This is a genomic window from Corynebacterium sp. p3-SID1761 (assembly GCF_055862885.1).
In genome coordinates, this window is sequence record NZ_JBSQBJ010000013.1 from 1 (window position 1) to 23,353 (window position 23,353).

Below are 23,353 nucleotides of genomic sequence, written 5' to 3' on the forward strand. Positions count from 1 at the left end.
CTTTTCCAGCGGTGACAGATACAACAAAACCCCCGGTCGGTGAAGACCGGGGGTTGGAATCCAGTGGAGCTAACGGGATTCGAACCCGTGACCCCCACACTGCCAGTGTGGTGCGCTACCAGCTGCGCCATAGCCCCGCTGCCTACCAGGCGATTTACTTCTAAATCCCTGTGAAGCGAACGGTGTTAAAGCTACAACACTGGAATTAACTTCTCCAAATCGCCTGGTTGCGCTGGGGTAGCAATCGCTTGAGCGCTATTTGCCTTCCAGCACAGTCGGAACCCAGGAGCCCAGAGTCTCATCCGGATTCATCGGCGGGTCGAAGCGCTTGCCATTCTTGTACAGCAGTGGCGAGGAGACGTCACCTTCTCGCTTTTCGACTTCCTTGTCATTCTCGCGGGAGATCTTCGCACCTTCGTCCTTAACGGACTTGTCACGAATCTTCTCAACCACGCCACCGTCTACGCCCATCTTGTCTGCAGCGTTAGCCAGATCGTCCCACTCCCACTGACGGGTAACGGTGGACTGCTCTTCCATCATCAGGCGGTGGAGGTTCCAAAACGCATCCACGTCACCACTCTTTGCCACTGCCCAGGCGACAGCCGCACCACGGGTGGAAGGACCGGACTCGTCGCCACGATCCAGGAAGTTCAGGAAGCGGAACTTCACCTTCACCTTGCCGTCTTCCAGTGCCTTCTTCACATCGTCGCTAGAGGCGGTCTCCAGCTGCGCGCAGTAGTGGCAGCTGAAATCCTCGAAGACCTCGACGGTCGGCACGTCGTCGCCTGCATTCTCTGCTTCCAGGGTGACGATGCTGTCCTTGGCCGTCATCTTCACCTTTACCTCATCGTTCGGCAGGCTGATGTTATCGACCTTGTGCTTCTGGTTGTTGTACACAATGAAACCAATGGCTACAGCTGCAATGACGAGAATTGCAATGATTCCCCACAGGAAGCCGTTGCCCCCTTTAGATGCATTAGGGGCCTTAATTTTCTGGCTCACCGAGTGTTCCTTTCCGAAATGGTGACGTGTCTACTGCGCATGAGGGTATCGCAAGAGTCTGGCAAAACACTGAATCGACCCCGTGATTTTACGCAAACCTGCAGCGATTGCCCCAGGGACGAGGCCGCCCCAATGTTGTGGGTCTAACCCAGCACGCCATCCACGACGACCTGCGCCTCCTCCAGCACCTTCTCCAGGTGGTCGGCACCGTTAAAGGACTCAGCATAAATCTTGTACTTGTCCTCCGTACCGCTTGGGCGGGCGGCAAACCAAGCGTTTTCGGTGGTCACCTTCACTCCCCCAATAGCCGCGCCGTTGCCCGGAGCCTCCGTCAAGATCGACTCGATCTTCTCCCCCGCCAATTCGGTTGCTTCTACGTCGTTGGCGCTGAGCTTCTTCAGACGCTCCTTCTGCTCGCGGTTGGCCGGGGCATCGATGCGCTTGTACTGCGGCGCACCCAGTTCTTCGGCCAGCTCCCGATAACGCTCTGAAGGACTCTTGCCGGTCGTTGCCTTAATTTCGGACGCCAACAGGTCAGCGATGATGCCGTCCTTATCAGTGGACCAGACCTGCCCGTTGCGACGTAGAAAGGAAGCACCTGCGGATTCTTCTCCGCCAAAGCCCACGGATCCATTGACCAGCCCCGGCACGAACCACTTGAACCCGACCGGAACCTCCATCAGGTTGCGTCCCATACGAGCCACAACGCGGTCAATCATCGAGGAGCTCACCAGGGTCTTGCCCACGGCGGCCTCTTGCGGCCAGTTCTCACGGTGACTAAAGAGGTATTCGATGGCCACGGCAAGGTAGTGATTTGGGTTCATCAGGCCTGCGTCTGGGGTGACGATTCCGTGGCGGTCGGAGTCGGCGTCATTACCAGTAGCGATGTCATAGGAAGCCCCGCCGGCGCCTGCGACAGAATCGACCAGCGAGGCCATCGCGGACGGCGAAGAGCAATCCATGCGGATCTTGCCGTCAGAGTCCAAGGTCATGAAACCGAAGGCGGGATCGATGGTGGGGTTAACGACCGTGAGATCGAGGCCGTGCACATCAGCGATACGGTCCCAATACGCCACGGAGGCACCACCCATGGGATCGGCGCCGATGCGCACGCCTGCGTTGCGGATAGCCTCGATGTCGATAACCTCCGGCAGAGCGGCAACATAGTTGCCCAGGTAGTTGTGGCTCTCCACTAGTTCGGTGGAAGTGGAACGCAGTACGCCAGCGAGGTTTGCGTCCAGGTATTCGTTGGCACGGCGGGCAATCCAGCTGGTGGCGTCGGTATCCGCAGGCCCACCGGTTGGCGGGTTGTACTTGAAGCCGCCGTCACGTGGCGGGTTGTGAGAGGGAGTCACGACAATACCGTCGGCGCGGCCAGCGTCGTTGCCTTCCGGCCCACCGGGCAGCTGCTTGTTGTACTCCAGGATCGCGAAGCTGACAGACGGGGTGGGCACAAAACCGCGTTCCTGATCCACCTTGACCGTCACGCGGTTACCAGCCAGGACCTCCAGCGCGGTAGCCTCGGCCGGTTCAGATAGAGCGTGCGGGTCACGGCCAATAAAAATTGGACCGTTGATTCCCTGCTCGCGGCGGTAATCGACGATGGCCTGGGTGGTTGCCAGGATGTGTGCCTCGTTAAAGGCTCCATCGAAGGCGCTACCGCGATGACCGGAGGTGCCGAAGCTGACGCGCTGTCCCGGATCAGCCAAGTTTGGAACCGTAGCGGAGTAGGCCTCGAGCAGGGCTGGGATATCGGTGAGGTCTTCGGGGGTGGCGGGCTGGCCAGCGCGTGGGTGCATTTTTAATCCTTCGGTCGGTGCCTGAAGCAGTGGTGCCTTAAAGCAAATTTTTGTGCTCAATATTTATGGTGCCCGATTCTGCACCGTTTTTCAGCGCGCTTGCACCCGAAAAACGCCCCCTTGATGACTCTTTAACAACGGGTAACCGCAACGCGGAACCTATCGAGGAATTTTTGGAAACCGTTTCATCTCTCCCCGCTACCGGCGTACTGTCTGTAGTTCATGCAAGACGTTTCATTCGCGGAGAACCTCCAGAACGTTCTGGATTCGATCGACAAGTTTGTGTGGAGCCAGTGGCTACTCATCCCACTGCTGCTTCTCACCGGACTTTGGCTCACGTTCCGCCTGCGTGGTGTGCAATTCCGCAAACTGTGGGTAGCGCTGCGGCACGGCCTGATCGACCGCGATGACGAGGGCGGCGAGGGCGACATCACCCAGTACCAGGCGCTCACCACTGCCCTGGCTGCGACCGTGGGAGTGGGCAACATTGTGGGTGTGGCCACTGCAATTTCTGTCGGTGGTCCCGGCGCACTGTTCTGGATGTGGGTTACTGGCCTGGTGGGCATGGCTTCGAAGTATTCGGAGGCATTCCTGGGTGTGCGTTTCCGCGTTGCCGATTCAAAGGGCAACGTATCCGGCGGCCCGCAGCGCTACCTGTCGCTAGGTATTCCCGGCGGACTCGGAAAATTCCTCGCGTGGTTCTTCACCATCGCGGCAATCATCGCCTCCTTTGGCATCGGCAACCTAACACAGGGCAATGCAGTTGCCGCTGGTTTGGAAGATACCTTTAATGTCAGCCCCACGGTCACCGGCGCGGTGATGTTCGTGCTCGTGGGTGCGGTGCTGTTGGGCGGCATTGGCTCGATCGGTAAGGTCACCTCGGCGTTCGTGCCACTCATGATCCTTATTTATATCGGCGGTGGACTTGTGGTGCTGACGCTGCACGCCAATGACATCCCGGCGTCTTTCGGACTTATTTTTAGTGACGCCTTTACGGGAACCTCTGCAACCGGTGGATTCCTAGGCTCGGGGATCATGCTGGCTATGCAAATGGGTGTGGCTCGTGGCATTTTCTCCAATGAGTCGGGCATGGGGTCGGCTGCAATTGCCGCTGCAGCGGCAAAGACCACCCACCCCGTGCGTCAAGGCCTGGTGTCTATGACTCAGACCTTTATCGACACGATCATTGTGGTGACGATGACCGGCCTGGTGATCATCACCACCGGTGTGTGGGATACCGGTGAGGACAATGCGGCCAACATGACAGCTCAGGCGTTCAGCAAGGGCATCGGCTCGGAGTGGGGCGGCACTATCGTCTCCCTCTCCATCGTTTTCTTCGCTTTCTCCACCATCCTGGGGTGGTCCTACTATGGCGAGCGCAACGCAGAGCGGGCCTTTGGCCCCTGGGCTTCCCTGCCCTATCGCATGCTGTTTACCTGTGTGGTCTTTGTTGGCGCGACCACAGAGATCGGATTGGCATGGACTTTCGCAGATATTGCCAATGGCCTGATGGCACTACCGAACCTGGTGGGTCTGCTGATCCTCTCCGGCCTTATCGCCCGAGAAACCAAGGCGTACTTGGCCTTCGACCCCACCCTGCGGGCACGCCCGGCAGATGTCGAGAAGTTCCTCATCGATACCAAGAACCCCTGGCGCAGCGCGCTTTAATGAGGGCACCTGCAGGCAGTTCTAAGTCCCTCTGTTTTTATGATTTCGCCTCGCACGGGAGTGATCTAAATTACAGTCTCGGGCATGACTTTCGCATCGCAACACGGCCTTAACGCACCACTTACTCCCCTGCGCTTTCTGCAGCGTTCTGCCCAGGTTCACCCGGACAAGGTAGCCGCGATCGACGGGCCACGCCGAATCACCTTTGCGGAGTTCAACCAAGATACGCAAGCCTTTGCTCACGCACTGATCGCCGACCACGTGGCCGAAGGCGATCGTGTAGGCATTCTCGCCGCCAATAGCTACGAGGCTCTGCTGGCACAGTTCGCCGTGCCGCTGGCCTGTGCAGTGACCGTACCGATCAATACCCGTCTGGCTCCGGCGGAAGTCAACTACATTCTCGATCACGCCTCCATCGACGTACTCATTGGAGAAAAGGATTTTATCGACCCCATCCTCGCTTCCGGAGAAAGGAAACTCCGCCGCGCGGTGTACATCGCCAATAAGGAAGGCGTGGAGCCCCAGGTTGATAGCCCAGCTACTGACCCCGAAGGGGCGTCACTAGTAACGACCTTTAGTGAGTACCTGGCCGAGCATCGCGATGAAGAGCCTCTTCCCTACCGCGTGCGTGACGAGAACGAAACCATCGCGATTAACTACACCTCCGGCACAACCGGCAAGCCGAAGGGCGTGATCTACACCCACCGCGGCGCATACCTGAACGCACTGGGGCAGGCGCACACGCAGCACTTCAGCCACGACACGGTGTATCTGTGGACCCTGCCGATGTTCCACTGTTCCGGCTGGTGCACGGGCTGGGCAGCTATGGCCGTCAGTGCAACCCAAGTGGCGCTGCGCGCGGTTCGTGGCCCGGAGATGTGGGAACTCATCCGTACCGAGGGCGTGACCGCTATGTGTGGCGCACCTGCCGTACTAAACACCCTGGTAGACGACGAAAACAAACGCCGGGTAACAAACCTGCGCGTGACCACAGCAGGCGCACCTCCGAGCCCGACGACCATCACCCGCTGCGAGAACATCGGCGTGGAAGTCACGCACGTCTACGGTCTGACCGAAAGTTACGGCCCGTTTACCGTCTGCGAGGCACAACCCGAGTGGGAGGACATGACGGTTCGCCGTCGCGCGGTGCTGAAGGCGCGCCAGGGTGTGGCGTCCATTACCAACGAGGATGTGCGCGTGATCGAGCCGACGGAAGGCCAGGACGAGGCACTTATCGACGTACCCGCCGACGGTGCGACGTTGGGTGAGATTGTGCTGACCGGTAACGGCATCATGGCCGGGTACTTCAACGACGAAGAGGCCACTGCACATGCCTTCCGTGGCGGTTGGTTCCACACCGGCGACCAGGGCGTGATGCACCCCAATGGCTATATCCAGCTGATGGACCGTGCGAAGGACGTGGTGGTTTCCGGCGGCGAGAACATCTCCACCATCGAGGTTGAGCAGGCCGTTATTAGCTATCCGGATGTCTCCGACTGCGCTGTGATCGGCGTGCCGGATGAAAAGTGGGGCGAGCGCCCACGCGCGTATGTGGTGCTGCGCCCGGAGGCTCATGGTGCGGATCAGTCCGCGGTGGAAGAGGCCGTGATCGCCCACTGCCGTGCCCACATCGCGGGCTATAAGGTGCCACGTGATGTACGGATTCTGGACGAGCTTCCCCGCACCTCCACTGGCAAGGTGCGCAAGAATGAGCTGCGTGAGGAGGCCTGGGCGGGCCACGAGCAAAAAATCAACTAGCTACTTTCCTTCCCTCGTAGTTAACCCAGTATTCGCTAGGCCTTTCCCTTCCCGCTGCCTAAAGGCCGGTTGTTTGTCACGCACGACTTTTACCCTGTGCGCTTATGGGCAATAAAGGTTCTTTTTCTCGACGCCGATTCTTCAAAGCGCTTGGCTTCAGCGCCGGTTCCGCAGCTTTCGTGGTGGGGCCGCTTGCAAAGGCGGGCGCACAACCGGCTACGGGGGCAGGCGGTTCCACCCTGGCAGGTAGCGGGCTCACTGGTAGCTCTGCGCTGGGCTCCGCGAGCACCCCGGGGCTGGCGGGCTCGGCCAGCTATACCCCGAGCAATATCGGTAGCTCTGAGACCGGTTGGGTGATGGGGCGCAGGGGAAGCAGTCCGAACGGGACGTTCCTGGTCGGCGATCTGCAGGTGGTAACTGTTACGGAGGATTCCGTCACTATTAGCTGGCTGACGTGGGATGCGAAGGTCAGCATCGCCGAGCGTCCAGTGGGCATGCCCACTGAGGGCACACTGCGCGTATGGCCGGAGGATAATCCGCAAGATACGAAGATCGTCCGCTCCGAAAAGAATGCCTTCTTCCACATCCTGACGGTCGAGGGGTTGCAGCCGGAGACTACCTACCGCTTCAGCGCTTCCTCCCACGGTGTCGAGGCAAATGCCACCCACAATTACTTCCAGGAGCACAAACGGAAGTTCACTACCCTGCCGCGCCTCTCCGGTGAGCTTTTGCAGACTGTAGTGGTGGCCAACGATGTGCATATGGGCGAAGCTCAGGACGGCCTGTGGTTCGATGGCTTCCCTCCCCCGGCCGTACCAAACCCACAGTCGGCTCCCTACCCAGAGGTATGCCTGGATGCGGTTATCGATACCGCAGAGAGCTGTGGCGCCACCCACCTTTTCGTCAATGGTGACGTGACCAGTGAGGCTCGCCCAGCAGAGGTTCGCCGTGCTAAGGAGATGTTGGATAGGTTCTCCGGAACGTGGCGCGTGACTCGTGGCAACCATGACCGCCCACACAAGGCCGACGGTTCCTCTGGTTACGAAACCGCTAGTCCCTACGGCAAGGAGCACTTCGACCCCTTTGGTGATGTCTTCGAGCCCCGCCAGCAAGCATGGATGATGGACTTGGAGCCCGCAGGCGTGCGCGTGATCGGCATTGACTCCACGGAATTGGATAAATCCGGTGGTCGGATCGAGCCACAGCAGTTCCGCCAGATTGAGGGCTTCTTGCGCCGCGACCCGAACAAGCCGACCGTGTTGATGCTGCACCACCCCATGACGCGCGAGGCTGGTTGGTCGAATGTCGCGGGTCCAGCGTTTATCCTCCGCGACCCGGATCTCATGCGCTTGCAGAAGATGATTCAGGCAGCTCCCGGCGTCAAGTTGGTTTTGGCGGGCCACACCCACCGCGCGCACCGCGATAAGCCGGACGTAGATACCCACGCTGTTTTCTTGGAAACCCCGGCAGCGAAGAACTGGCCGACCGGCGCTACCCAGTTGCGCTTTTACTCCGATGGCATTGCGGTGAACTTCCGCCACAACATGAGCGAAGAGGCTTTGGATTGGGCCAGCCGTACCCGTTGGACGAATTTCGGCCTGGCGCCGGAGATTCTGCTCGGACCGACGGACGCGCGCAACCTAGTGATCCGCTACTAGCGGACTCCACTGGTGTTGCTGGCTAAAGAACCATCGCGGCAAACCAGCCGGCGATCAGCAGCGGAATATTAAAGTGCAGGAATGTCGGAATTACGGAATCCCGGATGTGGTCGTGCTGGCCATCTGCGTTAAGTCCCGACGTGGGGCCTAGAGTCGAGTCAGAAGCTGGGGAGCCGGCGTCACCAAGAGCACCTGCAGTACCCACAATCGCCACAGTCGCGACCGGCGAGAAGCCCATCGACGCACACAGCGGAACGTAAATCGTCGCGATAATCGGCAACGTCGAGAAACTCGAACCGATGCCCATGGTGACGACCAGGCCGACCAGCAGCATCACCAACGCGGCAGCGGCCTTGTTGCCTGCGAAAAGATCAGCGGAGGTGTTAACCAGGCTTTCGACCTCGCCGGTGGCCTGCATGACAGCGGCGAAGCCTTGAGCGGTGATCATGATGAAGCCGATCAGTGCCATCATGCGCATACCGGCCGTGAAAACGTCATCGGCTTTCTTCCAATCGACAGCACCCGTGCCCATGAAAATCGTCAGGCCAACGAGGGCACCGATCAGCAGCGAATCGGCCTCCATGTCCATCGTCTGCATCACAACCTGTACGGCGAAGGTGGCGATGATTGCGACGATGGAGACAATGATTTTGTAGCGGGAGACCTCCCCGTCGGATGTGGTCTCCGTGTCTGCGATCGGGCGCTCTTCGTATTCGCGCGGTGTGCGGTAAGTAATGAATACTGCGGTCAACAGGCCACAGAACATACCCAACGCGGGGATGGCCATTGCTTGCATCACGTTGATGCCGTCGGTGCTCATGCCGGCGCTATTGATGTTGCCCAGCAGAATGTCGTTCAAGAAGATCGAGCCAAAGCCCAGCGGGATCCACATGTAGGTGGTGATCAGGCCGAACGTGAGGATACAGGTGACCAGGCGACGATCCAGCTGCAGCTTGTTAAAGACGCTTAGCAGTGGCGGGATAATCAACGGAATAAACGCAATGTGTACCGGGATGAGGTTCTGACTCATCACCGCCATCGCCAGGATGCCGGCCAGCATGAGCCATTTCGTTAGGGCTGCGGCGCGGTTCTTTGTTTCTTTGTTAGTGACGCCGAGTCTCCCCAACAGTGAGTCTGCCAGCAGCTTGGGCAGCCCTGCGCTGGCTACAGCCATCGCGAAGGCACCGAGGAGGGCATAGCTAAGCGCAATTTTCGCGCCCCCGGAAAGACCGTCTTGGAAGGCCACCATTGTGGCGTCCAAGCCCATGCCACTCAGCAGGCCGCCGATGATGGCGCCGATGAATAGTGCCAGAACTACATGCACCCGAAGCAGGGCGAGGATCAGCATGACTACGACGGCGACAAGGACTGCGTTCATGTATCAAAGAATAATATGCACAGTCAGATGATTAGTAATCCCTACGTTAGTGCGGGTGCCCTTGTCAGTTTTGCAACAGTGCAGTTGCCGGCAGCTGCCGGTCGTAGCGCCGTGTTTGATTCGTCAGGCGAGCCGCAATATTTGTGCCACTGAGCTTGCGCGCTCGCAAAAGGAACGCCCGCCCTTCTGAGTTGCGGGTATACACCGCACGCATCGGCAAGTTCACGTGGTCTAGCTGTGCGATGAATTCATCAACGTTCTCCCGACGCGTGCCAATCACGTCGGGCACCGATTGCGCGCAGAAAATGCCGCGAATACGCACCTGGTGCGCGGGTGCAATCAGATAGCGCGCGTTGCGGATCTCCCCGGAGAGCTGAGCCATGGCGTCCGCAAAGAGCTTCCTTTCGGCGAATGTTCCGCCGGAAAGGCGCACATTCAGCCCCATAGGACCTTCGTCAACAACCGCCATGAGGTTGCGGGTCTTGATGATCCCTAAAGCACTCAGGGTGCGTGCCAGCGCCGTGGCCTCGGCCTTTATCCGCCGTGTAGCGTCGGTCAATTGGCGAACCCTCCGGGTACGCAGCAGTGACGCTACACCGCCGAGCAGTCCCAGCACTCCGAAACCCAGCCACTGCCCTTCTGCTGGAAGTAGTGGCATGCTTCGGCTTAGAGCTAACACGAACATGACCGCCAAGAAGCAGATATAGGCGATAATCACGTCTAGGTAGGGCACCACTGTGGCCGTTGCTGGCTTTTCGATATTCATGCGGAACTGCATCTCATAGGGCTGCCCATCCGGTACATTGCCCAGACCCAGCGCTTCCAACCACTGGTCTCGCATTGTGTCTCGGCGGAAGGCTCGAGCCAGCATTTCCTGGTTGGCATCGTCGATTCGGCGGTAGGCCTGGAACGGCGGTTCCGCGAAGCAGCGTTCGAAGCCATTCTCAATGACTGGCGCGTCAGCGCGCGGCGCGACAAAGGCTTCGAAACGTTGTTGCAACGAACGCACGTCGTGGGATCCCAGCACTTCGGCTGCTTCCCCTGCCCCGATATTGAGGGTCTGTGCCCCGCTATCCAGGGCCTTTCTGAGGCTTGACCGGTTGTCCGGTTCGCACGTAGCGATGTGCCAAATGTTTGCGGTTTTCTCCGGCGCGTCCGGGTCGACTCTAATTACCCGGCCACGCATCTGGTTGGTCAACATAAATGCTCGCACGGAGCTAGCAATAATCAGTGCATTGGCGCATGGCGAATCCCATCCCTCCCCCAGTAGCGCGGCGGTCCCCACCAGAATTGTGAAAAGTCCTTCCCTAAACACGTGGGTTATCACGGGCACCGACACCCGCGTCCCGCCGGTGAAGCGCACCTCCACGTACTCGTCGGTGAGGTCCTTGGCGACCGTAACCTCGCCATCAAGTTCCGCGGCGAAAGATTCCACTTGCTCCAGCGCTGTGCGCGGGATGATGATAACCGAGCCGCTGATCGCGGCTATTTTTGTGCTGCTGCCTACTCGCCGTCGCACGGCTTCGAAGATGGGGATGACGCCCACGTGGACGAGGGCATCATCACTGCCTACACCAGACAGGTAATCCCGCTGGACGTAATCCGCTAGAACCACCATGCGCAGTGAGTCGGACATCGCGGCGACTTCCTTTTCGGCAATGTCGCCAACTGCACGGATCTTGCCCGCGGAGTGGGTCAGTATCCGGTTGACCTTTTTCTCCGCAGCAATGGAGATCTTTTCCTTATTGAGGAGGTTGTTGGCGCGCAATGCAGAGGCCACCACCGGGCTGGCACTAAAGAAATCGGGGTGGTCAATAACGAACTGCAGCCCAAGTTCGGTGGGTAGGTCCGAGCGTTTTTCGCAGAGTATCGCCTCAATATGCGGCGCAATGGGATATCCTGCAGCGGTCAACAGGGATTTGAGGGCATAGAAATTGTCCTCGTCATCCAGGCCTACCTGCAGTTGCTCATCATTTAGCCGATTGAGGTCGTTCGCTAGCTGTGCCAGCACTCCTTGTTGCTGCAGGTTTTCTAAGATTTCGTTCCCGCGCCTACGAAGGGCGGCAATTTCCTGCCTTTCCGCCTCGCTGGGCTTCGTTATATAGATGTAGTCCTGGTGGGGACACAGGTTGCCGGCAGCTACGAGTTCCGGAGCGAAGATCTCTTCGTCAATCGGGCCACATAATTGTTCGTAGCGCTGCCATTCTGCGGGCGTGGAATCATATGGCGGCGTGGCCGTTAGCGCGATTGTATTGAGAGCTGACGTGTGGCGACCGAGCTGATCCATGAAGGCAGTTAGGGCGCGATGCCATTGGGAGCGCAGGTGGTGTGCTTCGTCGAGGCATACCGTACCTATGTTGCGAACCGCATCGAGGATATCGAGGTCGGCGAAATCTTCACCGGTTTCCTCATCGAGCGCCTGGGTGTAGGCAGAGTACAGTGCCTGGTACGTGATGACTGTTAAGAAGGCCGGATCGTGCAGCGATGTAGAGCAGTATTTCCGCGGATCGGACGCGCTATCGCTGCGAAAATGCGTTTCGAAACGATCGATCCACTGATCTCGGATGGTGATGGTCGGAGCCAATATCAATGCAGGCTGGTCGAGTCGACACACTAGTTCCAGCCCGAGGATCGTTTTTCCTGAACCGGGCGCAGCGGCGATGTGAATGCGGTGAGTCTGCTTCAAATCGTTGAAGCGATCGAGGATGCGCTGCTGATAAGGGCGGAAGGTTCCGGCAAAGCGCCAATCGGAGGGCGATAGTCTTTCGGGCGCTTTCATGCTGGCAAGTCTAACTGACTAGCAGATCTGCGGAGGCGGCAACCGCGTACGCACCTCTGCACAAATACGACAAAACCCCAGCTCAGCTTAGAACTGGGGTTCAACGTTGGTGGAGCCGCCGGGAATTGAACCCGGGTCCTTTGCGACCTCGCCAGGGCTTCTCCGTGCGCAGTTCGCTCATGACCTCTGCTCGACCCTCCAGCACTCGCGAACCAGCCTGGATGATGGGCCCAGTTGCTCGAAAGGTGTCCCGCACGGCCCAAGCAACAAAGCCGAGCGGCAAGTCCCTTAAGTCGATGCCAGCTACTGGGTCAGGGACATCCCCGGGCTGACAGACACGCGGTCGCTGTAATTAGGCAGCGAGGGCGTAGTCGCGCTGAGTGTTCTCGGCGCTTATAAATTCGCAGCGACGCTTAAAATCGGTGGTCGTCTGCCTTCACCGGCACGCTTCCCCTGGCTCAATGCACAAAGTCGAAACCAAGTCGACCCCATGATCCCTGCTGCGGAAACGCTTGTACAACAGGAAATTTAACCTTACACCCCTGCACCGCGGCAGTTCAAGAACCCTACTTTTCAGCCTCGTTTTCCGGATCAGCGTCCTGCGCGGAGTCGAGCCCAGTCTCGTCCCACTTCGCCTTACGCTCCTTGGACTTCCTATTGTTCTTCACTGCCATGAGTCCCACTGCGATGCCGATGACGATCGGTACCCATACCTTGCTGTAATCGGCCATAAATCCGATCACGCGCAGAATCGGCTCCATCCATTCGGGTAGGTGCCAGTCCGGTAAATGCCAATCCGGCCAGGGAATGGAAGGAAGATTAATGTCCGGCCACGGGATCGATGGCAGGTTGATGTCCGGCCAGGGAATATTGATATCCCAGTCGGGTAAAAAGCTAAGTAACCATGCAATCAGCTTGGAAGCCAGAGGGCCTAGCACGATGACGGCCAGCGCCCAGCTACCCTTCCCTAGGCCAGTAATCAGCGGATAGAACCAGCGTTTGAACGGTGATTCCTCCATCGCTGCCCAACGCTGCGCCGCCCGCGACCCCTCTGGCGGGTCGAGGTGCACTACCCCTTCTTCATCCTTGACCTTTACCTCGAGCATCCAAATATCTAGAAAATTCGAGGTCCACCCCAGGTACGGCGCCGCAAGCGTCACCTCCCCGCCGTATTCCCCGGGTTCTAAGGTCGAGTCGGTCTTTCCCAGGTCAAGTTTCTGGTTAGCCAGGTTCTTAAAGCGTCCGATCGTCACCCCATCACGGCGCACCAGCAGTTCTAGATTCTTATCTAGGTCTTCTTCCAGCTTGGCGAATTTCTGCACCAGTTTATTGCTGCTCTGGTCGCTGTCTTTACTTGTGGACGCCCCCTCGTCCACCTCCACGACTTCATCGTCCGCTGTCTTTTCCGCCGTTTCTTCCGCGGATTTTTCTTTCTTGCTTTTAGGAAAGTCAGGATCGATGCGACGCAAGGCCGGTGGTTCCCCAACAATTACTTCGAGCAGCCCGAACTCCGGGTGTTGAAGAGACCAACGTTCCACGTGCACTGCCTAGCCCTTAATCCCCTTGATTCGGCGCCCCATCTCGCGCGTTATCTCGCGCTCCTCGGTGCGTCGCTTGATGTCTTGGCGCTTGTCATACTCCTGCTTACCGCGAGCCAGTGCCAGCTCCACCTTCAACTTGCCAGAGACAAAATACAACTGCAGCGGAACCAAGGTGTTGTTACCGTCACGAACCTTACCCATCAAAGAGTCGATTTCCCTGCGGTGCAGCAGCAGCTTCCGCGTACGTCGAGGACTGTGGTTTGTCCAATGTCCCATGGAATACTCCGGGATATGGAGACCGCGGAGCCAGACTTCACCTTCATCAATGGTGGCGTAGGCGTCCACAAGAGAAGCCTTACCCTCCCGCAGAGCCTTTACTTCAGTGCCCACCAGCACGACGCCACACTCGTAGGTATCGATGATGTGGTAATCGTGGCGTGCCTTGCGGTTAGTGGCAACGACAAACTGACCCTTGGGGGTCTTTCCCTTTTTCCCCTTCGATTTCCCCGAATCGGTGGGAGTGCTCTTTTTTGCTGCCATGACAGACACACACTACCACCGGGTTCTCCCCTAATGAAAAGGCGTCAATGTTAGTTCTTCACGTACCAGCGCAAGGTCACCTGGGCGGTGACCGCAGCGACGACCACGCCAACCAGCACGACAAACGGCGCCGCCAACCACAGGTCACTGTTAGTAACCCGCGCCACCAACTGTTGGTCGTACACAGCCTTCAGGGCACGGTCCACTACCAGCACCTTAGCTGCGAACATCCCGGCGACAGCCAGCACCGCACCGATCAGGGCGGCCATCATGGCCTCCAACACGAACGGGGCTTGGGTGTACCAGCGCGAAGCGCCGACCATGCGCATAATGCTGGTCTCGCTGCGGCGCGAGTAGGCGGTGATCTGCACCATGTTCATAATCAGGAAGATGGCAGCCACGGCCTGCACAAAAGCAACGATGAACGACGCATTGCGGATGGAGTCCAGGTTTCGCATCGCAGACTGCAGGTTATCGCCTTGATCCACGATATTCGTCACTGCCGGGTTGTCACGCAGCGCTTCGATGGGGCCATCGTTTTCCGGATCCGTCAGGCGAACGTGGAAGGCGGCGGGCAGCGCGTCTTTCTCGGTCTGCTCCACCAATTGCGGATCGGATTCTCCGAATAGTTCCACAAAGCGTTCGTAGGACTGTTCCTTATTGCGGAAGGTCACCGACTTCACGCCCTCGTCACCCTCCAGCTGCTGCTTAATACTGGAGCACTCCGGGGAAGTACATGTGGGATCGGAGCTCGAGATTTTGTCGTCGAGCTGCACCATAACCTCGATGCGGTCGAAGTAAATATCCTTCGTCCGTTCCGTCATCGCACTGAGCAAAAAGCCGGTAGCCAGCAGTGCTAGGGCGATGGAGGTCGTGATGATCATCGCGATGGTCATCGTCATATTGCGGCGTAGGCCCGAAAACGCCTCGCGGAGCACAAAGTTGGTTTTCATAAATGTTTCCCTTATTAACTTCTAGCTTTGCTAGGCCCGGTCTAGCGGCCTACGCCGTACATACCTAGTTCGTCATCCCGCACAAGCTTGCCCTTGGAAAGCTCGATCACGCGCTTACGCATGGAATCAACGGCCACGTCGTCGTGAGTAGACATCACCACGGTCGTACCGTTCTGGTTGATGCGGTTCAACAGCATCATGATCTCTGTGGACGTATCGGGGTCCAGGTTGCCGGTCGGCTCGTCCGCCAGCAGCACCAAAGGCTTATTTACTGACGCCCGCGCGATCGCCACGCGCTGCTGCTCACCACCCGACAGCTCGTGTGGGAAGCGGTTTTCCTTTCCGTCGAGACCGACAGTCTTCAGCGCTGCTGGAACCAGGTGCTGGATCTCCGAGCGCTTCTTGCCGATAACCTCCAGGGCAAAGGCAACATTGTCAAAGACTGTTTTCTTCGGGAGCAGACGGAAGTCTTGGAAGACATAGCCGATGCGCTGACGCAGCTTCGGCACATCGCGACCCTTGATCTTGTTTACGTGATAGCCGGCGACGTGGAGGTCCCCGGAATCCAGCTTTTCCTCGCGCAGAATCAACTGCAGAAACGTCGACTTGCCGGAGCCCGACGGTCCGATGAGGAAGACGAACTCACCCTTCTCGATGTCCAGGGTGATGTTGTCCAAGGCGGGGCGCCCGGACGACCTATAACTCTTGGTTACGTTTTCGAAGGTGATCACGAGCACACAGTGTAGCGAAACTAATGAGCTAAAGATAGTCCAAAATGACTGAAGTGACTCATGTGACTGCTTTTCTGAAGCCAGAATCCGGCTATCTTCTGTCCCGACGCACCTCAGAATGTAAAGTCACAACCTAATCCGGTTGAAGTTGGCGTCACAAAGAAATGGCGCCCGTACCCTACCCTCCTCGACCCTCCTCGATTTGGCGAGGATAGAAAGAGCTCATGAGCGAAAAGAAGACCGCGACGAAGAACGACAACCAACCCGGGGGCTTCCTCGGAACGATCGAGAAAATCGGAAACAAACTTCCAGACCCATTTTGGCTGTTCGTTATCCTCGGCGGCCTAGTTCTCATCTCCAGTTTCATCTTTAACAAAATCGGTTTGACCGCCACCAACCCGGAGGATGGCAAACCCGTGGAGATCGTGAACCTATTGAGTTCCGAAGGCTTAAAAGAGATCCTCTCAGGCGTGGTGGAGAACTACGTCAGCTTCCCACCGCTCGGCCTCATCATTACTGTCATGCTGGGTGTTGCCGTGGCGGAATACTCGGGCTTGATCAGCGCAGTGGTGCGAGCGATTGTCTCTCGGGTCGGAGCTAAAACCCTGACCTTTGTGGTGGCATTGGCGGGTGTAACAGGTTCCGTGGCCTCCGACGCGGTGTATGTGATTCTGATTCCTCTCGGTGCAGTTTCGTTCCGCGCGGTGGGACGCTCCCCGATCGTCGGTGCCATGGTTGCCTTTGCAGCATCCTCGGCGGGCTTTAACTCCTCGCTAGTGCTCAACATCACCGACGTGCTGCTGGGTGGAATTTCCACCTCGGCAGCGCACATCGTAGATAAGGAGTACGACGTCTCCCCGCTGGCCAACTACTTCTTCGTGGCCGCTAGCGCCGTCGTGCTGGCGCTGATCATCACGGTTCTTACCGAGCTATACATGAACAAGCGAGCTCAGGAACTGGTAAACCACGACGAGATCGACTATTCGGAAGTCACCTTTAATACCGGCCGTGAGGGGGACGACGAGCTCGCGGGCAACGTACCGCAAGAAAAAATCACTGCGGCACTGCAGCTTGACGACGATGAATCGCGTGCGCTGCGCGTTACCGGTCTTGCTGCGGCAGTGATGACGGCACTCTACTTTGCCTTGCTTTTCGTTCCTTTCTCTCCGCTGCAGGGCGAGGGCGGCGAGGTAATGTCCAGCCCACTGATCACTGCAGTGGCCGTGCCGATCGGTGCTTCGTTCCTTATCCTCGGCCTGATTTACGGCCTGGGCATCAAGTCCATCACCAAAGCCAGTGACGTTCCGGACTTCATGGCTCGCGGGCTGAAGTCTCTGCTGCCGATGATGGTGCTCTTCTTTGCCGTTTCCCAGTTCCTCGCCTGGTTTAAGGCCTCTAACCTGGGAGCTTGGACAGCGATTAAGGGTGCAGAGCTGCTTCAGAAGGCCGATCTTCCGCCGCTGCTACTCTTCGCCGCCTTTGTAGTTCTGGTAGCGGTGGTCAACCTCTTCATCACCTCAGGTTCCGCACAGTGGGCGCTGATGGCCCCCATCGTTGTGCCGATGTTCATGTACGTAGGCTTCTCCCCCGAGGTCACGCAGATGCTGTTCCGTATCGGCGATTCCCCATCGAACATCATCACCCCGATGAGCCCCTACTTCGCCCTGGCACTAACCTTCCTGCAGCGCTACTACAAGAAGGCGGGAATCGGAACACTAATGTCGCTAGCACTTCCCTATTCCATCGCAATGCTCGTGGGCTGGTTCCTGTTCTTCGCGCTGTGGTGGATGGTCGGCCTACCTCTCGGCCCCGGCACGCCGATGGATTACCCCGCCGCACAATAGGGCGTTCCTGCCTGAATTAACCCCACAACACACATAGTCGACCCCACGGTAGCCCGTTTCACCCCGCCTTATTAGGGTGGGAAACGTACCCGTGCACATAGCTTGGCCAAGGCTCATACATGATGCCCTGGCCAACGACTTAAGAATTGAGGTCGATGTTGAGCAGCCAGGCCAACACCCCTTTACCCAATAGTTCCGATGTCGAAGCGGTGGTCACCAAGGCAATCCACCGCGCCGAGCAATGGCTCGAGATTGAGGAAACCTCGGCATCCACCAAACAGCTAGCGGACATGGTGCACGACCCCGATGGCGTGGAGTTCACCTTTGCCTTCGTCGACCGTGTAGCCCGACCAGAGGACAATGCTGTTTCGGCCAAGGAGTTCGCCAAGATCGCGAACCCCTTCAAGCGCACCGAGCCAGTGCCGGGCTTCATGAGCCTGGTCGATTCGATACTGGTCACTGCTGGCTCCATTGCCGCACCACTACTGCCGAATATCGTGATGCCCATTGCGCGTACCTACCTGCGCACCACTGTCGGTCACCTGGTGCTCGACGCGGAATCCAAAGCCCTGGACCGGATGCTGGATGATTACCGCGACAGGGGCTTCCAGCTCAATCTCAACCTGCTGGGTGAAGCCGTGCTGGGCGAGGCCGAGGCTCAGCGCCGTCTCGATAACACCATCGACCTGCTGAAGAATCCGCGGGTCGATTATGTCTCCGTCAAGGCGTCCTCTGTGGTCAGCCAGCTCAACCACTGGGATTTCGAGGGTTCCATCGAGCGCCTCAAGGATCGCCTACGCCCGCTTTATCGCCAGGCGATGAAGCGCAACCCGCACCCCTTTATCAACCTGGACATGGAGGAGTACAAGGACCTCCACCTGACCATCAAGCTATTCACCGAGCTGCTCGACGAAGAAGAGTTCCGCGACATGGAAGCGGGCATCGTGCTGCAGGCGTACCTGCCTGATACCTTCGATGCTCTCCGGGAACTGGCGGAGTTCGCCGCGCAGCGTCGCGCCAAGGGTGGAGCGAAGATCAAGGTGCGCCTGGTGAAGGGCGCGAACCTTTCCATGGAGCGCGTGGATTCTGAGATCCACGACTGGCCGCAGGCTCCTTTCCTCACCAAGGCGGAAGTCGACGCAAACTATGTGCGCCTGCTGGACTGGATCTTGCAGCCCGAACACGCAGAAAACCTGCGCGTTGGCGTGGCCTCGCACAACTTGTACCACCTGGCACTGGCTCACGAGCTCTCTGTTGCCCGAAACGTCGAGCACCAGCTGGATGTGGAAATGCTGCAGGGCATGTCCCCTGCACAGTCCGAGGCCGTGCGCGATGTTGTCGGCAATATGATCCTCTACACCCCGGTGGTAAAGAAGGAAGACTTCGACGTTGCCATCAGCTACCTGGTGCGCCGCCTGGAGGAAAATGGTGCGAAGCAGAACTTCCTCTATGCACTGTTTACCCCGGAGGATGACGAGACGGACGTCACCGGCATGACCCCGATGCAGGGCCAGGAGCTGCGCTTCCGCAACTCCGTCCGCGATCGCTGGGATACCTTCGCCGGTTCGCGTCGTACCCAAAACCGTTTGGAGGAAGAGGCCGAGAAGAAGGGCACCCAGTCCGCAGGCCTGCCGGGCAACTTCGTCAACGAACCCGATACCGACCCGACTCTTCCCGCAAACCGCGAGTGGGCTCTGCAGATCGTCGATCCTGCTAACGATCCAGGCCCTGCCCAGACTCCGCAGGTTACGGATCCTGCAGTTATTGACGCCGCCGTCGCGCGTTGCCGCGAGGCTTCCGAGCAGTGGTCTAAGAAGACCGGCGCGGAGCGTGCAGAGCTCCTGGACCGTGCAGCAGATGCACTGGCCAACAACCGTTCAAAGCTGATCTCCGCGGCGGTGTTCGAGGCCGGCAAGACCGTCGCAGAGACCGATCCCGAGGTCTCCGAGGCTATCGACTTTGCCCGCTACTACGCTGAGAGCGCCCGCCAGCTGGATCACGTCCGCGGCTCCGTGTTTACTCCCTACAAGTCGGTGGTTGTCACCCCACCGTGGAACTTCCCGATTGCGATCCCGCTGGGCGGCGTGTTTGCCGCACTGGCAGCTGGCGCTTGTGTGATCATCAAGCCCGCCCCGCAGGTCCTTCGTATCGCAGAGGTATTCATGGGTATCCTGCGCGAGGCTGGGATTAGCGAGGATCTGGTACAGCTGGTCAACGCAGACGAGGCCGAGGCCGGCAAGCGCTTGGTCAGCCACCCGGATGTAGAGTCCGTAATCCTCACTGGCGCGTCCGAGACCGCGAAGCTGTTCCGTAGCTGGAAACCGCGCATGGTCATTAACGCGGAGACATCCGGTAAGAATGCAATCATCGTCACACCTGCCGCGGACCCGGATCTGGCGGTCGCGGACATCTTCAAGTCCGCTTATGGCCACGCTGGTCAGAAGTGCTCCGCCGCCTCACTGATCATCACGGTCGGTTCGATCGGCAAGTCCAAGCGCTTTATCAACCAGCTGGTTGATGCGGTGCGTTCCATGAAGGTGGGTCCGGGATCCGACATCTCCACGTACATGAATGGAGTGATCGAAGCTCCGGGAGACAAGCTACTGCGCGGCCTGACCGAATTGGAAAAGGGCGAGAAGTGGCTGGTTAAGCCCCGCAAGCTAAACGACGAAGGCACCCTGTGGTCCCCGGGTCTGCGCGATAATGTGAAGCCCGGCAGCTGGTTCCACACCCACGAGTGCTTCGGCCCGGTGGCGGGCATCATGCACGCCGAGACCCTGGACGAGGCCATCGAGTGGCAGAACTCCACTGGCTTCGGCCTCACCGGCGGCATTCACACCATCGACGTGGAGGAAACTGCCTACTGGCGCGAGCGCGTGGAGGTCGGCAACGCATACGTGGAGCGCGGCATCACGGGCGCCATTGTGCAGCGTCAGTCCTTCGGCGGCTGGAAGAACTCCTCCCTGGGCAGTGGCGCGAAGGCCGGCGGACCGAATTACGTTGCCCAGCAGGGCGTGTGGACCGAAGGGGATATCAGCGAGCTGGCTGCCGGCACCCTTCCGACGCACATCACACAGCTGCTCCGCGAGATCCGTGGACTGGGCTCCCCTGCCCTGTCAAAGGACGATCACGTGTGGCTGCGCCGCGCCGCGGAGTCGGACGCCTACGCAATGTCCACCGAGTTCGGCGTCGAGCACGATAAAACGGCACTGGTGGTGGAATCCAATGTGTTCCGCTATAAGCCGCTGCTCGAACCGCTGCGCGTGCGCGTGTCCGAGGGTGCGAATCCTCGCGATCTGCTGCGCCTGAAGCTGGCTTCCGCCGCCACGGGTACAGAGTTGGATATTTCCGCCAACCCGGAGATTGCCCGCGAGTGGGGTGAGCTGGGCGAGCAGATGCGTACCTCTTCTGACCGGGACTTCGCCGAGGAGATCGCCATCGCTCAGTCTGTGCGCGTCCGCGCCCTGGGCAATAGCCCGGAGGAGTTCTACGAGGCCGCTGCGAAGTCCGGCTCCGTGATCCTGGATCAGGATGTGTTGCCCGATGGTCGCCGCGAGCTGCTACCGCTGCTCCTCGAGCAGGCAATCTCCACTACGGAGCACCGCTTCGGCTACATCCACGGCCTCACCCCTTAAAAGGCTGAGGCTTAGGCCTCCTGCTGCTGCGCCATGCGCCAGCGGATGCCTGCCTCAAGGAAGCCGTCGAGGTCACCGTCTAGCACCTTGCTCGGATCGTTAACCTCGACGTTCGTCCGCAGATCCTTAACCATCTGGTACGGGTGCAGCACATAGTTGCGCATCTGGTTACCCCAGGAGTTCGAGCCGTCGCCCTTGAGCGCATCCATTTCGGCTTGTTCTTCTTGACGCTTCCGCTCCAGCAGCTTCGCCTGTAGCACTCGCATGGCGGAGGCCTTGTTCTGGATCTGCGATTTCTCGTTTTGGCATGTCACCACGATGCCGGTGGGCACGTGGGTCAGGCGTACTGCCGAGTCGGTGGTGTTCACCGATTGCCCACCCGGGCCAGAGGACCGATAGACGTCCACGCGCACGTCGTTTTCATCAATGTCGATGTGGTCGGTCTGCTCCACGACGGGCAACACCTCTACCTCGGCAAAGGACGTTTGACGACGGCCTTGGTTGTCGAATGGGGAAATGCGCACCAGGCGGTGGGTGCCCTGTTCCACGGAAAGGGTGCCGTACATATATTCGCCATGGATGACAATGGTGGCGGATTTAATGCCGGCCTCCTCGGCATAGGAAATGTCGTAGACCTCGACCTTGTGCCCTGCCTTTTCCGCCCAGCGGGTGTACATGCGCAAAAGCATGTCTGCCCAGTCGGCAGCATCCACGCCACCGGCGGCACTGCGAATATTTACCACGGCTTCGCGCTCGTCATACTCCCCAGACAGCATGGTCGTCACCTCAAGAGATTCAATCTCCTGACGCAGTTCTGTCCGCTCTGCATCGGCTAGCTGCACGGCTTCCTTGGCTGCCTCCGGGTCATCCCCGGCCTCTTCGTCGGCCATGTCGTAGAGCACGGGCAGATCGTCCAGACGCTGGCGTAGCCCCGTCACCTTCTTCAGCTTCGCCTGCACACGAGAAAGCTCGGAGGTTACCTGCTGTGCGTAGTCCGGATCATCCCACAGCGAGGGGTCGGCGGACTTACCCTCCAGTTCGCGGGCGCGGTCGCCCAGCTCGTCGAGATCCAGCACCTTCTCGATGGTGGTCAGGGTGCCGTCCAGGTCGCTTAAGTCTGCAGAAACTTCCGGTTGCATAATGCGCAAGTCTACCCCGCGGCATGCACAATGGAATGCATGGCTACTAACGGTTCTGATTCTTCATCCCCTATCCCCGAGGACATGCTGAACGCGATCATTAAGACGTTCATCGTGGCGCATGTCGACGATTCCGATCATCATCTGGCTCAGGCGCTGGTCTACAACGCAGGTCGACTTGCGTGGCGCATGCGTCAGACGGGAGTGGATACAGAGCACAAGACATCTGTCAGCGATGTCGTCACCGCGGCCGATCGGGCTGCGGAGAAGTTCATTGCCGACGCCCTGCGTGCGATCCGCCCTGAGGATGGGCTCTTGGGCGAAGAGGGCACGCGAGTGGAGTCGAAGTCGGGTCGCACGTGGGTTATCGACCCGGTCGATGGAACGTACAACTTCACTACTGGCTCCGATTACTGGTGTTCCGCCCTAGCTTTGGTCGAGGGTGACCCGGATGAACCGGATGCCCTGTTGTTCGGTGCAGTTCACCGTCCGGCGATGGGCTATACGTGGTTCGGCGGTCCTGATATTCCTACGACTCGTGACGCCACTAGCATCAGTCTGTCGAATACCTCCGCGGAGCTGACTTGCCTCGGTGGCTACCTACACCCCACCGATATTGCGGACAGTACCCGACTACGCAGTTGGTCCGCTGTGGCCACGCAGTTTGCCACGGTGCGGATGCTGGGGTCTGCGTCCATTGACTTGGCCTGCGTCGCCGGAGGCGAGCTCGGCTGCTGGATGCAGCACAGCGTGGCCAGCTGGGATTGGTTGCCGGGGCGTGCTTTGGTGGAGGGCGCTGGGGGCGTCACAAAGAAGGAAGAGAAAGACGGCACAACCTGGTTTATTGCCGGGGCGCCGGACGCGGTGGAGCAGGCTGCCACAGCTCTGCGTGAGGCGTAGCCCCTACCCCTTATTCACACCAGTCACA

The 23,353-nt window shown here is 58.9% G+C and carries 15 protein-coding genes, 1 tRNA gene and 1 other RNA gene; 6 read left to right on the forward strand and 11 right to left on the reverse strand.

From position 1 onward, the window contains the following. Positions 1 to 64 precede the first annotated feature (64 nt). The 3 genes from ACWXWJ_RS07325 to pgm form a co-directional block, all read right to left on the reverse strand. Positions 65 to 137: transfer RNA gene (locus ACWXWJ_RS07325), tRNA-Ala, on the reverse strand. 118 nt (positions 138 to 255) lie between these two features. Then, entirely contained in the window at positions 256 to 1,002 is a 747-nt protein-coding gene (locus tag ACWXWJ_RS07330; protein WP_473964010.1) for a DsbA family protein, read from the reverse strand. A gap of 143 nt (positions 1,003 to 1,145) precedes the next feature. Next, entirely contained in the window at positions 1,146 to 2,801 is a 1,656-nt protein-coding gene (gene pgm, locus ACWXWJ_RS07335; protein ID WP_473964011.1) for a phosphoglucomutase (alpha-D-glucose-1,6-bisphosphate-dependent), read from the reverse strand. A gap of 222 nt (positions 2,802 to 3,023) precedes the next feature. On the opposite strand from pgm, the gene ACWXWJ_RS07340 reads away from it, so the two are divergent. The 3 genes from ACWXWJ_RS07340 to ACWXWJ_RS07350 all read left to right on the forward strand — a co-directional run bounded on the left by ACWXWJ_RS07340 (position 3,024) and on the right by ACWXWJ_RS07350 (position 7,885). Beyond that, positions 3,024 to 4,469, forward strand: coding sequence for an alanine/glycine:cation symporter family protein (locus ACWXWJ_RS07340; RefSeq protein WP_408924708.1), 1,446 nt, complete (start codon positions 3,024 to 3,026; stop codon positions 4,467 to 4,469). 84 nt (positions 4,470 to 4,553) lie between these two features. After that, on the forward strand, positions 4,554 to 6,227 hold the full coding sequence (locus ACWXWJ_RS07345; RefSeq protein ID WP_473964012.1) for an AMP-binding protein: 1,674 nt from the start codon (positions 4,554 to 4,556) through the stop codon (positions 6,225 to 6,227). A 104-nt stretch (positions 6,228 to 6,331) separates the two neighbouring features. Continuing rightward, the gene (locus ACWXWJ_RS07350; protein ID WP_473964013.1) at positions 6,332 to 7,885 is read left to right on the forward strand and encodes a metallophosphoesterase; all 1,554 of its coding nucleotides are present in this window, start codon (positions 6,332 to 6,334) and stop codon (positions 7,883 to 7,885) included. Between the two features lie 22 nt (positions 7,886 to 7,907). Here ACWXWJ_RS07350 and ACWXWJ_RS07355 read toward each other — a convergent pair whose 3' ends face one another. From ACWXWJ_RS07355 to ftsE, 7 genes are all read right to left on the reverse strand, one after another. Beyond that, positions 7,908 to 9,263, reverse strand: coding sequence for a Na+/H+ antiporter family protein (locus ACWXWJ_RS07355; protein WP_473964014.1), 1,356 nt, complete (start codon positions 9,261 to 9,263; stop codon positions 7,908 to 7,910). A gap of 64 nt (positions 9,264 to 9,327) precedes the next feature. Then, positions 9,328 to 12,042, reverse strand: a complete 2,715-nt coding sequence (locus ACWXWJ_RS07360; protein WP_473964015.1) for a DEAD/DEAH box helicase family protein — start codon at positions 12,040 to 12,042, stop codon at positions 9,328 to 9,330. Between the two features lie 107 nt (positions 12,043 to 12,149). Then, positions 12,150 to 12,532: a transfer-messenger RNA gene (gene ssrA / locus ACWXWJ_RS07365) on the reverse strand. 76 nt (positions 12,533 to 12,608) lie between these two features. Continuing rightward, positions 12,609 to 13,580: a hypothetical protein gene (locus ACWXWJ_RS07370; protein ID WP_473964016.1), complete on the reverse strand. Its 972-nt coding sequence runs from the start codon at positions 13,578 to 13,580 to the stop codon at positions 12,609 to 12,611. A 9-nt stretch (positions 13,581 to 13,589) separates the two neighbouring features. Continuing rightward, a complete protein-coding gene (gene smpB / locus ACWXWJ_RS07375; protein ID WP_034975289.1) occupies positions 13,590 to 14,123 on the reverse strand; it encodes an SsrA-binding protein SmpB in 534 nt (177 codons plus the stop codon). Between the two features lie 50 nt (positions 14,124 to 14,173). Continuing rightward, positions 14,174 to 15,076, reverse strand: coding sequence for a permease-like cell division protein FtsX (ftsX, locus tag ACWXWJ_RS07380; protein WP_034975291.1), 903 nt, complete (start codon positions 15,074 to 15,076; stop codon positions 14,174 to 14,176). A 41-nt stretch (positions 15,077 to 15,117) separates the two neighbouring features. After that, entirely contained in the window at positions 15,118 to 15,807 is a 690-nt protein-coding gene (gene ftsE / locus ACWXWJ_RS07385) for a cell division ATP-binding protein FtsE (RefSeq protein WP_034975322.1), read from the reverse strand. Between the two features lie 224 nt (positions 15,808 to 16,031). Here ftsE and ACWXWJ_RS07390 point away from each other — a divergent pair, with 224 nt between their 5' ends. Both ACWXWJ_RS07390 and ACWXWJ_RS07395 read left to right on the forward strand, forming a co-directional pair. Next, positions 16,032 to 17,651 carry an AbgT family transporter gene (locus ACWXWJ_RS07390; RefSeq protein WP_192816803.1) on the forward strand — a complete coding sequence of 540 codons (1,620 nt, stop codon included), beginning with the start codon at positions 16,032 to 16,034 and terminating at the stop codon, positions 17,649 to 17,651. Positions 17,652 to 17,806: 155 nt separating this feature from the next. Further along, positions 17,807 to 21,286: a bifunctional proline dehydrogenase/L-glutamate gamma-semialdehyde dehydrogenase gene (locus tag ACWXWJ_RS07395; RefSeq protein WP_473964017.1), complete on the forward strand. Its 3,480-nt coding sequence runs from the start codon at positions 17,807 to 17,809 to the stop codon at positions 21,284 to 21,286. Between the two features lie 11 nt (positions 21,287 to 21,297). Here ACWXWJ_RS07395 and prfB read toward each other — a convergent pair whose 3' ends face one another. Next, positions 21,298 to 22,425 (reverse strand): peptide chain release factor 2, encoded by a 1,128-nt coding sequence (gene prfB, locus ACWXWJ_RS07400; RefSeq protein WP_473964018.1) that lies wholly within the window; start codon positions 22,423 to 22,425, stop codon positions 21,298 to 21,300. Positions 22,426 to 22,455: 30 nt separating this feature from the next. On the opposite strand from prfB, the gene ACWXWJ_RS07405 reads away from it, so the two are divergent. Next, a complete protein-coding gene (locus ACWXWJ_RS07405) occupies positions 22,456 to 23,325 on the forward strand; it encodes an inositol monophosphatase family protein (RefSeq protein WP_473964038.1) in 870 nt (289 codons plus the stop codon). The last annotated feature ends 28 nt before the right edge of the window (positions 23,326 to 23,353 follow it).